10 protein-coding genes, 1 pseudogene, 1 riboswitch and 1 other annotated feature are annotated in these 12,039 nt (G+C 40.4%); of the genes and pseudogenes, 8 read left to right on the forward strand and 3 right to left on the reverse strand.

Going from position 1 to position 12,039, the window contains the following annotated elements; genetic code table 11:
- From J6I68_RS10475 to J6I68_RS10485, 3 genes and pseudogenes are all read left to right on the forward strand, one after another.
- Nucleotides 1-195 (forward strand): annotated as a pseudogene (locus J6I68_RS10475) (ribosome biogenesis GTPase Der); the annotation flags it as partial.
- 1 nt (nt 196) lies between these two features.
- Nucleotides 197-874: a glycerol-3-phosphate acyltransferase gene (locus J6I68_RS10480; protein ID WP_292220173.1), complete on the forward strand. Its 678-nt coding sequence runs from the start codon at nt 197-199 to the stop codon at nt 872-874.
- Between the two features lie 15 nt (nt 875-889).
- Nucleotides 890-1,909, forward strand: coding sequence for an NAD(P)H-dependent glycerol-3-phosphate dehydrogenase (locus tag J6I68_RS10485; protein WP_292220174.1), 1,020 nt, complete (start codon nt 890-892; stop codon nt 1,907-1,909).
- 72 nt (nt 1,910-1,981) lie between these two features.
- Here J6I68_RS10485 and J6I68_RS10490 read toward each other — a convergent pair whose 3' ends face one another.
- Nucleotides 1,982-2,542: a folate family ECF transporter S component gene (locus tag J6I68_RS10490; RefSeq protein WP_292220176.1), complete on the reverse strand. Its 561-nt coding sequence runs from the start codon at nt 2,540-2,542 to the stop codon at nt 1,982-1,984.
- Nucleotides 2,543-2,607: 65 nt separating this feature from the next.
- Nucleotides 2,608-2,705: riboswitch (THF riboswitch) on the reverse strand.
- 127 nt (nt 2,706-2,832) lie between these two features.
- Nucleotides 2,833-3,104: a binding site (T-box leader), on the forward strand.
- 60 nt (nt 3,105-3,164) lie between these two features.
- On the opposite strand from J6I68_RS10490, the gene tyrS reads away from it, so the two are divergent.
- Nucleotides 3,165-4,385: a tyrosine--tRNA ligase gene (tyrS, locus tag J6I68_RS10495; RefSeq protein WP_292220178.1), complete on the forward strand. Its 1,221-nt coding sequence runs from the start codon at nt 3,165-3,167 to the stop codon at nt 4,383-4,385.
- A gap of 62 nt (nt 4,386-4,447) precedes the next feature.
- Here the strand turns inward: tyrS and fsa are convergent, their stop codons facing one another.
- Nucleotides 4,448-5,101 carry a fructose-6-phosphate aldolase gene (gene fsa / locus J6I68_RS10500; protein WP_292204323.1) on the reverse strand — a complete coding sequence of 218 codons (654 nt, stop codon included), beginning with the start codon at nt 5,099-5,101 and terminating at the stop codon, nt 4,448-4,450.
- A 202-nt stretch (nt 5,102-5,303) separates the two neighbouring features.
- Between fsa and J6I68_RS10505 the strand changes: the two genes are divergently transcribed.
- From J6I68_RS10505 to J6I68_RS10520, 4 genes are read left to right on the forward strand one after another with little or no spacing between them, the layout of a single operon-like run.
- Nucleotides 5,304-7,925 (forward strand): heavy metal translocating P-type ATPase, encoded by a 2,622-nt coding sequence (locus J6I68_RS10505; RefSeq protein ID WP_292220179.1) that lies wholly within the window; start codon nt 5,304-5,306, stop codon nt 7,923-7,925.
- Between the two features lie 49 nt (nt 7,926-7,974).
- Nucleotides 7,975-8,412, forward strand: a complete 438-nt coding sequence (locus tag J6I68_RS10510; protein WP_292220180.1) for a dUTP diphosphatase — start codon at nt 7,975-7,977, stop codon at nt 8,410-8,412.
- 23 nt (nt 8,413-8,435) lie between these two features.
- On the forward strand, nt 8,436-9,899 hold the full coding sequence (gene gltX / locus J6I68_RS10515; protein WP_292220182.1) for a glutamate--tRNA ligase: 1,464 nt from the start codon (nt 8,436-8,438) through the stop codon (nt 9,897-9,899).
- Entirely contained in the window at nt 9,889-11,766 is a 1,878-nt protein-coding gene (locus J6I68_RS10520; RefSeq protein WP_292220183.1) for an ATP-dependent helicase, read from the forward strand. Before gltX ends, J6I68_RS10520 begins: the two co-directional genes overlap by 11 nt.
- Here the strand turns inward: J6I68_RS10520 and J6I68_RS10525 are convergent.
- On the reverse strand, nt 11,703-12,038 hold the full coding sequence (locus J6I68_RS10525) for a DUF1292 domain-containing protein (RefSeq protein ID WP_292220184.1): 336 nt from the start codon (nt 12,036-12,038) through the stop codon (nt 11,703-11,705). The genes J6I68_RS10520 and J6I68_RS10525 overlap by 64 nt on opposite strands.
- Nucleotide 12,039: the final 1 nt, after the last annotated feature.

Below are 12,039 nucleotides of genomic sequence, written 5' to 3' on the forward strand. Positions count from 1 at the left end.
AAGGGTAAGATACTTAAGCTGTTCTATATAACTCAGGCTTCGGTTAAGCCGCCTACTTTTGTAATTTTTGTAAACGACAAGAACTTGATGCACTTTAGCTACACCAGATATATTGAGAATCAGATAAGAGAGGCCTTTGGATTTATAGGCACTCCACTTAGATTTATCATCAGGGAGAGAAAAGAGGGCAAGTAGTATGGAAAGAGTAGTTTGTTTACTAATTGGTTATGTGTTTGGACATCTTCAGACAGCGGTAATTTACGGTAAACTTAAAGGGGTTGATATAAGGAAGGTAGGAAGTGGAAACGCTGGAACTACCAACACCTTAAGAGTTCTTGGAGCGAAGGCTGGACTTATCGTTCTTCTTGGGGACATGCTTAAGTGCATGGCAGCTATTCTTGTTACTTATTTTATGTTTGGTAAGAATACACCAAATCTTCAGATACTGTATATGACATATACAGCTGCAGGAGCAGTTTTAGGACATGACTTCCCACTTCATCTTCACTTCAAGGGTGGAAAGGGAATTGCATGTACTGCTGGGTACACTATTCATCTTGGAATAGTATTCCACTGGAGTTTTATTCTGATGGGAGTTATAGCATTCTTCCTTCCACTTAATATCTGTCATATAGTATCTGTATGTAGTCTTTGCTACTACACAGCTCTTTTCATAATGGTTATCATCTGTGGACAGGGTGGATTTTTCCTTGATAAATTTGGTGCGGTTCCACAGGGGGTCCTCATTGAAGTTTATGTTATCTTAGGTCTTCTCACAGCGCTGGCATACTTCCAGCACAGAGGAAATATTAAGAAGCTCCTTCAGGGAAAAGAGAGAAAGACCTATATTTTCAAAAAGAATAAAGTTGACTGATCCGGAGGATAAGAATTGCAAAAGAAAATTGGCGTAATTGGTGCAGGCAGCTGGGGAATTGCTCTTGCATATCTTTTATCAGGTAATGGTCATGATGTAACAGTCTGGTCAAGAAGCCAGACTTCGGTAGATAAGCTTCGTGCATATAACGGCAATGAAGATAAACTTCCAGGTGTGAAGCTGCCAGATAGTGTTAAATATACCTGCAGCATGGAAGAAGCGGTTTCAGGAAAAGATATACTGGTTTTAGTTGTACCTTCATCAAGCGTAAGAGAAACAGTAAGGCTCATGGCACCTTTCGTTGATACAGATAATGGTCAGCAGATCATAGTTAACTGTACGAAGGGTATTGAAGAATCAACTCTTATGGTGATGAGCGATGTTATCCTTGATGAGATTCCAGGAGCCAATGTGTGCGTGTTATCTGGACCTTCCCATGCAGAAGAAGTTGGAAAAAACATGCCTACCACGATAGTTGTTGGTGCCTTTAGCAGGGATACTGCTGTTGAGGTTCAGAACGTCTTCATGAATGAGGCCTTCAGGGTTTATATAAGCCCTGATATGCTGGGGATCGAAATAGGAGCAGCTCTTAAAAACGTCGTAGCTCTTGCAGCCGGAATGGCTGATGGCTACGGACTTGGAGACAATGCCAAGGCAGCGCTGATAACCAGAGGAATTGCTGAGATATCAAGACTTGGAATGGCTATGGGAGGCAAATTTGAGACCTTCGCAGGACTTTCAGGAATTGGAGATCTTGTTGTAACCTGCGCGTCCATGCACTCAAGAAACAGAAGAGCAGGAATACTTATTGGCCAGGGAAAGAGCTATCAGGAGGCCATGGACGAAGTTAAGATGGTTGTAGAAGGTGTCTACAGCGCCAAGGCAGCACTTAAACTTGCACAGAAATACGAAGTTGATATGCCAATAGTTCAGGGAGTCAATGAAATCCTCTTTGAAGGAAAGTCAGTGGGAGATGGTATCAAAGAACTGATGGTCCGTGAGAGAAGGAACGAAAACAGCCAGGTTGACTGGTAAATGGCAAAAATAAAAATGTTTACCTCAAGGAAATTATCCAAAGAGGTAAACATTTTTTTATTGGTAAAATTATCAGTCAAAGTAAGGTCTTATAACCTTATTTACGATGTTAAGCATCACATACATGATAAAACTGTCGATTGGAAGCATGATCGCGTTGGAAAGAAGTCGTCCTGGAAGAATTGCTGCAACAGCCTGTCCATAGAGCATGTTAAGCCATAAGGTGTTAAGGATGATGTTGCAGACAATCTTAACAACAAGCTGAGACAAAACAACATTAAGAACCTTAACGGGCTTTTTGTAGAGGAAGAATCCGTAAATAATAGCTCCCAGCATAGCAGTGATGGTAAAGCCAGGGAAGAAGTTTCCGTCTCCTGATGCAAACCATTTGATAACATCCATTGCTCCGCCAAAGATTGCTCCAATCCATGGACCAAAGAGATAGTCCACAACCTGGTTTGGAAGACCTGAAAAACCGATCCTGATGTACTGGCCAATCTTGATAGTTGCCACGTAGCCAAGGACTACAGCCAGGGCGCCCATCATTCCGCAAAATGTAAGGACCTTTGTTTCTTTAAGTCTTGATAGTGATGATAGCTTTGATTTACTGGAAATTGTTTGTTCTTTAGACATAAAAAAGCACCTCCTTTGCAGTATTCTCGTGACCACATCGGAGATGTACATAGTTCGTTCGATGTAGCAGCGGGATGCGACATTAAAACCGCGGATAAAATCCTTCGTCCTGATGACAACTCCCTGTTCACCGGGCACTTAACGCTCTAACGTCTACTCTGCATTTCTTATTTTGAGGTAATGATACAACAGAATAATCTATAGGTCAAAACTTTTTTAGAATAATTATTTATACTACAAATAACTTGACATAAATTTTTAGAATGTTAAAATTTCAAAGTAAATACATATCAAAGGCTGTGACCGGATAAGTAAAAATCGCAATCTGACAACAGAGAATAGCTGGTTGGTGAGAAGCGTATGTTAAGGGCGATGATGAAATACCTCCGTGAGCTGCAGGGATGAAACAGCGTTTAATACATTGCAAGTAGTTCCTGACGGGCACTGACCGTTATATCAGGAGAGTATCATTTGAGTATTATCATTCAAATCGTACTTGTTGAGGCACATTGCGTGAGTAATGTGTGAATGAAGGTGGTATCACGATTTATTCGTCCTTCGTAATCATTTGATTGCGGAGGACTTTTTTATTTCCTTCGCAGAAGTTTAAGGAGGTGCATTTATGCAGATTTTTGAGGAACTTAAAGCAAGAGGTCTCATCGCTCAGGTTACCAATGAAGAAGAGATAAGAGACCTGGTAAACAACGGAAAGGCTACTTTCTACATTGGATTTGACTGTACCGCAGATTCACTTACTGCTGGTCACTTCATGACACTTACACTTATGAAGAGACTGCAGGAAGCCGGAAACAAGCCCATCGCACTTATTGGCGGTGGAACAACCATGATCGGCGATCCTTCAGGAAGATCTGATATGCGAAAGATGCTTACAAGAGAAGACATCGACCACAATGCTGAGTGCTTTAAAAAGCAGATGGAGAAATTCATCGACTTTGGCGAAGGCAAGGCTATGATGGTCAATAACGCTGACTGGCTCATGAATCTTAACTACATTGAGCTTTTACGTGAGGTTGGAGCGTGCTTTTCAGTTAATAACATGCTTCGTGCTGAATGCTACAAGCAGCGTATGGAGAAGGGACTTTCATTCCTTGAGTTCAACTACATGATCATGCAGTCCTACGACTTCTACTACATGTTCCAGAAGTACAACTGTAACCTGGAGTTTGGCGGAGATGACCAGTGGTCCAACATGCTTGGAGGAACAGAGCTTATCAGAAGAAAACTTGGTAAGGACGCTCACGCCATGACAATTACACTTCTTACAGACTCCAACGGAAATAAGATGGGTAAGACAGCAGGAAACGCTGTATGGCTTGATCCTAACAAGACATCACCATTTGATTTCTACCAGTACTGGAGAAATGTGGGAGATGCTGATGTTGATAAGTGCATCAAGATGCTCACATTTATTCCTATCGAAGAGATCCAGGAGATGGAGAAGTGGGATGACTCCCGCATTAACGAGAAAAAAGAAATCCTTGCTTTCGAGCTTACAAGCCTTGTACATGGAAAAGAGGAAGCACAGAAAGCCCAGGACGGCGCAAGAGCTCTTTTTGCTGGTGGTGGAAGCATGGACAATGTTCCTTCTGTATCACTTAAGGATGAGGACTTTAGAGACGGCGTAGTTGATATCCTTCAGGTACTTGTATCTGCTGGTCTTTGCGCAACAAGAAGTGAGGCCAGAAGAGCGGTTGATCAGGGCGGCGTAACCTTTGCAGATGAGAAGGTAACAGATGTTAAAGCCACATATACCAAAGATACATTTAAAGATGGTGTTATGGTCAAGAAGGGCAAGAAGTCATTTAAGAAAGTTACAGCCTGATACATCAAACATTAAATAAAATATGCCCGGATCAAATGATCCGGGCATTTTCTATGGTTTAATCATTCACCAAATACTGCAAGATAATCTTTCTGGAACTTCTCAATACCTGCATCTGTAAGAGGATGATGAGTCATCTGCTCGATTACCTTGTAAGGAACTGTTGCGATGTCAGCACCTGCAAGAGCACAGTCAGTAACATGCATAGGGTTACGGATACTTGCAGCGATGATCTCTGTCTGGATGTTGTGGATGTTGAAAATCTCAGCAACTTCAGAGATAAGATCTGTTCCACGAACGCTGATATCATCAAGTCTTCCAAGGAAAGGACTAACAAATGCAGCGCCTGCTCTTGCGCAAAGAAGAGCCTGGTTAGCTGTGAAGATAAGTGTCATGTTAACCTTGATGCCTTCGCTTGAAAGAACCTTGCAGGCCTTAAGACCTTCAATAGTCATAGGGATCTTAACAACCATGTTCTTGTGAAGCTTGGCAATCTCTCTACCTTCAGCGATCATACCCTCAGCATCAGTTGTTGTTGCCTTAACTTCTCCGCTGATAGGACCATCTACAATAGAGGCAATCTCTTTTACTACCTCATAAACGTCTCTGCCTTCCTTAGCGATAAGAGAAGGGTTGGTAGTAACACCGCAGATAACGCCCATGTCGTTAGCTTTTCTGATCTCTTCAATATTGGCTGTGTCTACAAATAACTTCATTTTTACTCGCTCCTTTTATAAGTGATGAAATTTGTTCCGTATCTATAATACCATTATTATTTTAAAAGGCTACACCCAATTTTTGCCTTGTTTTGGTTATTTTTTGAAATTATACAAGTGTGGATTTGATTGTTTGCAATTTATTTTGATTTGTTATAATATACAAAGCGGAGTTAATTATAGCTAACAAAAAGGACGTATTATGGATAAATATATTGTAACCGGAATGAGCTGCGCGGCCTGCCAGGCCAGGGTTGAAAAGGCTGTTTCATCACTTGATGGCGTGGATTCATGCAGCGTTAATCTTCTTACAAACTCAATGAGCGTTGAGGGCAGCGCCAATAATGCTGATATTATCAAAGCTGTTGAAAATGCAGGTTATGGCGCAAGACTTATGGGCGATAATAACAAGGAAAGCTCCTCATCCTACGATTTTTCAGAGGAAGAGGAAGCTTTAAAGGATAAGGAAACACCTATTCTAAAAAAGAGACTCATATATTCAATAGGATTTCTTTTAGTTCTAATGTATTTCTCTATGGGACACATGATGTTTGGATTTCCGCTGCCACCTTTTCTTGAAGGGAATCACGTAGCCCATGGTATCATCCAGATGGTTCTTGCCATCATCATCATGTTCATAAACAGAAAGTTCTTCATAAGTGGTTTTAAGGGTCTTGTCCATGGAGCACCCAATATGGATACTTTAGTTGCTTTAGGAAGTGGGGCGTCATTTGTTTACAGCATGGCAGCACTTTTCCTTATGACCGATGCATTATCAAAGGGGGATTCTTCCCTTGCCATGAGCTATATGGATCATTTCTACTTTGAGTCTGCAGCAATGATCCTAACGCTTATTACTGTTGGTAAGATGCTTGAAGCCATGAGTAAAGGCAGGACCACAGATGCCATAAAGAGCCTTATGAAGCTTGCTCCTAAGACAGCTGTGATAATTGATGAGTATGGAAAAGAAAAAGAGATTCCAATAGAGAATATCAAGGTTGGAGATATCTTTGTTGTCAGACCAGGAGAAAATGTTCCGGTTGATGGCATAGTGATAGAAGGAAACAGCGCCATCAACGAGTCTGCCCTTACAGGAGAGAGTATTCCAGTTGATAAAACTATAGGATCAACTGTTTCCGGAGCAACTATCAATACTTCCGGATTTATAAAATGTCGTGCCACAAGAGTTGGAAAAGATACAACACTTTCCCAGATTATCCAGATGGTAAGCGATGCATCAGCAACAAAAGCACCAATTGCCAAAATTGCAGATAAGGTTTCTGGTGTTTTTGTTCCAGCTGTCATTGGAATAGCAGCTATAACATTTATTATTTGGTTTCTTATAACTAAAGAATTTGGATATTCCCTCTCAAGAGCTATCGCAGTTCTTGTTATCAGCTGTCCCTGCGCACTTGGCCTTGCTACACCTGTGGCTATCATGGTGGGTAATGGTGTTGGTGCCAAAAACGGTATCATGTTCAAAACAGCAGCGTCTCTTGAAAATGCCGGAAGGACACAGATTGTGGCACTTGATAAAACCGGTACCATAACTAAGGGAGAACCTGTAGTAACAGATGTGTTTACCACTGATTCTGTCACAAGAAGCGGATATTCACTTATAAACAGCTCTGAAAATGAACTTCTTAAAATCGCAGGACTCTTGGAAAAAAAGAGTGAGCATCCACTTGCTAAGGCTGTTGTGGACTATGTTGGTGATCTTAGAGTATATTCTGAAGATCCTTACGACGAAGATGATGAAGATATAACTGACTTTGAAGTACTCCCTGGACATGGACTTAGAGGAAAGTACCTTGGACAGGAGGTTGTAGGCGCAAGCCTTAAATATATAAGCAGCATTTGCAGCGTACAGCCGGAAGTAAGAGAAAAGGCTGTTGCCCTTGCTTCTCAAGGCAAGACACCACTTTGTTTTGCCAGGAATAATAAGCTTATCGGTATTATAGCTGTAGCTGATACTATAAAAGAGGATTCAGCCAAGGCTATAAAAGAACTTAAAAACATGGGAATCCATGTTGTCATGATCACTGGAGATAATGCAAGAACAGCTATAGCAATAGGTGATCAGGCTGGCGTTGATGAGATTGCTGCTGAAGTTCTTCCTGATGGTAAGGAAGAGATCGTGAAAAAGCTCTCTTCATATGGTAAAGTTGCAATGGTAGGGGATGGAATAAATGACGCTCCAGCTCTTACAAGAGCAGATACAGGAATTGCTATCGGAGCTGGAACGGATGTTGCTATAGATGCAGCAGATGTAGTCCTTCTAAAGAACTCCCTTCTTGATGTTGCAGCAGCTATAAGGCTTTCAAGAGCAACGCTTAGAAACATACATCAGAATCTGTTCTGGGCATTTATTTACAATATTATAGGTATTCCTCTTGCAGCGGGAGCTTATATTAAACTTTTTGGATGGGAACTTAGTCCTATGTTTGGAGCAGCAGCCATGAGCTTATCGAGCTTTTTTGTGGTAACAAATGCTCTTAGACTTAATCTTTTAAAGATTCACGACAGCTCAAAGGATAAAGTTATCAAAAAACCTGTTACAGGCGAAATTATAAACAATAATATAAACACAGATGAAAGGATGGAAAAAGAAATTATGACAAAGACAATGATGATCGAAGGAATGATGTGTGGACACTGTGAAATGACTGTAAAGAAGGCTCTTGAGGCTATAGAAGGTGTAGAAAATGCTGATGTAAGCCATGAAAAGGGCTCTGCTGTAGTAACTCTTTCTGGTGATGTATCAGAGGATGCGCTTAAAAAAGCTGTTGAAGATAAAGATTACAAAGTTACTTCAATTAATTGATTTTTGTGGTATTATGTATAGATGGCTAAAAAAAGGAAGGGCTTAAGGCATGGAAAAGAGAATTAAGATAAAGTATTTTGATGAAAGACTTGAAAAGCTCCAGTATATTGATGGCAAATCAGACTGGATCGATCTTAGAAGTGCCGAGGATGTAGATCTTAAAAAGGGAGAATTTCATCTGATTCCCCTTGGCGTTGCTATGGAGATCCCGGAAGGCTATGAAGCACATGTAGTTCCAAGAAGCTCAACCTTTAAAAATTACGGCGTGATACAGGCTAATCATATGGGAGTTATTGACCATTCATATTGCGGAGACAATGATCAGTGGTTTGTACCTGTAATAGCCATGAGAGATACACATATTAGCTTTAATGACCGTATTTGCCAGTTTAGGATAATGGAGAACCAGCCAACAATAGTCTTTGATGAGTGTGACCATCTTGATGGCAAGGACAGAGGCGGATTTGGTTCTACCGGCACAAAATAATGAGTTAATTTAGAGGAGTAAAAATGGTTAAGATTCGTACAAGATACGCACCAAGTCCAACAGGTCGTATGCATGTAGGCAATTTGAGAACAGCTCTTTATGCTTACCTTATTTCCAAGCATGAAGGTGGAGATTATATCCTTCGTATCGAGGATACTGATCAGGAGCGCTACGTAGAAGGTGCTACCGAGATCATCTATAACACACTTAAAGAGACTGGACTTATTCATGATGAAGGCCCAGACATCGGAGGCCCTGTTGGCCCCTATGTTCAGAGTGAGCGTCAGAAGGCTGGCATTTACATGCAGTACGCAAAGGAGCTCATCGATAAGGGACAGGCATATTACTGCTTCTGTGATGAGGAGAGGCTTAAGACCCTTGTACAGAAGATAGAAGTTGACGGAGAGGTAAAAGAGATAAGTGTTTATGATAAGCACTGCCTGCATCTTTCCAAAGAAGAAATCGAAAAGAATCTCGCAGAAGGTAAGCCTTTTGTAATCCGTCAGAATAATCCTACAGAAGGAACAACTACATTCCATGATGAGCTTTATGGAGATGTAAGTGTTGAGAATAAAGAGCTTGATGACATGATACTTATCAAGTCTGACGGCTATCCAACTTATAACTTTGCTAACGTAGTTGATGATCATCTTATGGGAATCACACATGTTGTTCGTGGTAATGAGTATATTTCATCATCACCAAAATACAACAGACTTTATGATGCCTTTGGATGGGAAGTTCCTAAGTATATCCACTGCCCACTTATAACAGACGAGGAGCACCACAAGCTTTCAAAAAGAAGCGGACACTCATCCTTTGAAGATCTGATCGAGCAGGGCTTTGTTCCTGAAGCAGTTGTAAACTTTGTAGCTCTCCTTGGATGGTCTCCTGATGACAACACTGAGATAATGAGCCTTCAGGACCTTGTTGAGAAGTTCGACTATAAGAGGATCAACAAGTCTCCTGCGGTATTTGACTACACCAAGCTTAAATGGATGAACGGCGAGTACTTAAAGAAGATGGATGACAAGCTCTTTTATGAGCAGGCTCTTCCATACCTCAAAAAGGCCATCACCAAGGACCTTAATCTTGAAAAGATCGCTGCTATGGTAAAGACCAGAATTGAGATATGGCCTGATATTCCGGGAATGGTTGATTTCTTTGAGAGCCTTCCTGAATACAGCACAGACATTTACTGCCACAAGAAGATGAAGACCGACAAGGAGTCATCACTTATGGTACTTAAAGAGGTTCTTCCACTTCTTGAAGCCCATGATGATTATTCAAATGACTCTCTCTACGAGCTTCTTTCAGGATACATCAAGGAGAAAGAGTTTAAGAATGGCTTTGTTCTCTGGCCAGTAAGAATTGCTGTATGTGGCAAGGAGATGACTCCATGCGGAGCAACTGAAGCAATGGAAATCCTTGGCAAGGACGAAACAATAGCCAGAATCAAAAAAGGAATAGAATTACTTGAAAAATAATATAAATGCCTCACAGATGAAGGCTATTATGCACGCTAACGGTCCTGCAATGATACTTGCAGGGCCGGGGAGCGGCAAAACCTTCGTCATCGTAAGAAGGCTTGTGCGCCTTATTGAAAATGGCGTTGATCCTTCGAAAATCCTGGTAATTACTTTTACCAAAGCTGCTGCTATAGAAATGCAGATCAGATTTCTTAAACTGACGGATAGTTCTTATCCTGAAGTATCATTTGGAACTTTTCATTCTGTCTTTTATCAGATCATAAGAAATAATTCTTCTAAAGATTCCAATATTCAAATTGCAACAAACAAATTCAGAACTGAGATAGTAAGAGATATTCTGTCTTTGCTAAAGGCCTCATCCAAGATATCACAAGACGAATATGATGATGGACTTGAGCAGATAGATGGAATTCTTTCTGAGATTTCAAGGATCAAAAACATTGATCTAAGTCCTTCAGAATGCCTTGAAAATATCTGTCTAAGTAAGGTGTTTCCGGAAATATTTAATGATTATAACAGGCGCCTTAGAGAGTTTGGACAAATAGATTTTGACGACATGATAGTAAGATGCTATGAACTTTTAGACAAAAATCCGCAAGTCCGGCAGTTTTATCAGGAAAAATATAAGTATATCCTGATAGATGAGTATCAGGACATAAATCCAATGCAGTACAAGGTGGTTAGGCTTCTTTTGGGAGAAGAGAAAAATCTGTTTGCTGTTGGTGATGATGACCAGTCAATATATGGCTTTAGGGGTTCAAGACCAGAGATAATGCTGGACTTTATGGAAAGCTTTAAAGATCAAGGCGCAAAAATGATAAACCTTGATACAAACTATAGATGCGGAAGAAAGATAGTCTCAGCAGCTTTACGTGTCATAGAAGAAAATCATGTGAGATTTAAAAAGAAGCTGAGTGCATCGAAGGATAACGGTGAAGGCGGAGTATATGCGCGGATCTACGAGTCAAGGAAACGCCAGATGGAAGCAATTGCAGTATTTTTGAAAAAACATTTAGAAGAACTTGATGATATGGCAATCCTTTTTAGGACTAACAAAGAAGCGCAGTCTCTTTTGAGTGTTTTAAATGAATATGGCATACCAACTAATCTTGATAGCAAAACCTTATCAATCTATGACGATAAAGCAGTTAAGACTTTACTTAGTTATATCTCTTTTGCCATAAATGGTCATAAAAGGGGAGATTATTTAAAGATAATCAATGTGCCAATGCGATATATCTCAAGAGATACTGCCCCAAACGAAATAGTAAATGAAAGGGATGTATGCAGATACTACACAGATAACTACAAACGCCTGTCGGAGGTTAAAAAGTTCTTTTCATCAATAAACATGATAAAGCATCTAAGGCCGATGCTTGCTGTTAAATACATCAGGAATTCTGTTGGGATTGATAAAGTTTTTCCCGGAAGTAAAAAAGCTCTTGATGAGCTTGAGAGAATATCCCTGGAATATGATGATCTTAGGAGATTCCTGGAGCATGAAAAAGAGATAAAAATAAGCAGGGAAGTGAAAGATAAAAACACAAAAAGAGTAAATCTTTTGACTATGCACGGATCTAAGGGGCTTGAATTTAAATATGTATGGCTCCCTGACTTAAACGAGGGAATAATCCCAAGCAGAAGTGCAATAAATAGTGTCCAGATAGAAGAAGAGCGCCGCATGCTCTATGTGGCAATGACAAGAGCAAAAACGGCGCTGATAATGTCATATATTAAAGGCACCAAAGAAAATCCAATGCTGCCTTCAAGGTTTTTAAGACCGGTAAAAGATCTTTTTGATCACTCTTCTGAATCTTCTTCTGGAAGATCTACAAGCTCGTCAAATTCAACATCATCTAAATAGAGGTCAAAAGCTTCAGAAACAGCCTCATATTCAGCATCATCTTCAATATTGCCAAGCTCTGGCTCAGCATCAGGACTACTTAAGATAAATTCATAGAACCATACATTGCCATCATTATTCTGGCCATTTTCGTCCAGAGGCAAAAGAACTATATAATCCTTAGAGTTAACTGTAAGAACGATGATCAGTGCGCAGGTAACGATCTTGCCCTCATCAAGCTCTATTTCAACAGTTGTCTGCTCACCATTCTCTATTTTGGTGTTCCAGTCGATA

It is taken from the genome of Butyrivibrio sp. (genome assembly GCF_017940685.1).
In the GTDB taxonomy this organism is placed as follows: Bacteria; Bacillota; Clostridia; order Lachnospirales; family Lachnospiraceae; genus Butyrivibrio.

What these genes read in the sequence shown, in the direction of transcription:
- J6I68_RS10505 (WP_292220179.1), top strand. Translation starts at nt 5,304, where the DNA reads ATGGATAAATATATTGTAACCGGAATGAGCTGCGCGGCCTGCCAGGCC.
- tyrS (WP_292220178.1), top strand. Translation starts at nt 3,165, where the DNA reads ATGCAGATTTTTGAGGAACTTAAAGCAAGAGGTCTCATCGCTCAGGTT.
- fsa (WP_292204323.1), bottom strand. Translation starts at nt 5,101, where the DNA reads ATGAAGTTATTTGTAGACACAGCCAATATTGAAGAGATCAGAAAAGCT.
- J6I68_RS10510 (WP_292220180.1), top strand. Translation starts at nt 7,975, where the DNA reads ATGGAAAAGAGAATTAAGATAAAGTATTTTGATGAAAGACTTGAAAAG.
- J6I68_RS10480 (WP_292220173.1), top strand. Translation starts at nt 197, where the DNA reads ATGGAAAGAGTAGTTTGTTTACTAATTGGTTATGTGTTTGGACATCTT.
- gltX (WP_292220182.1), top strand. Translation starts at nt 8,436, where the DNA reads ATGGTTAAGATTCGTACAAGATACGCACCAAGTCCAACAGGTCGTATG.
- J6I68_RS10490 (WP_292220176.1), bottom strand. Translation starts at nt 2,542, where the DNA reads ATGTCTAAAGAACAAACAATTTCCAGTAAATCAAAGCTATCATCACTA.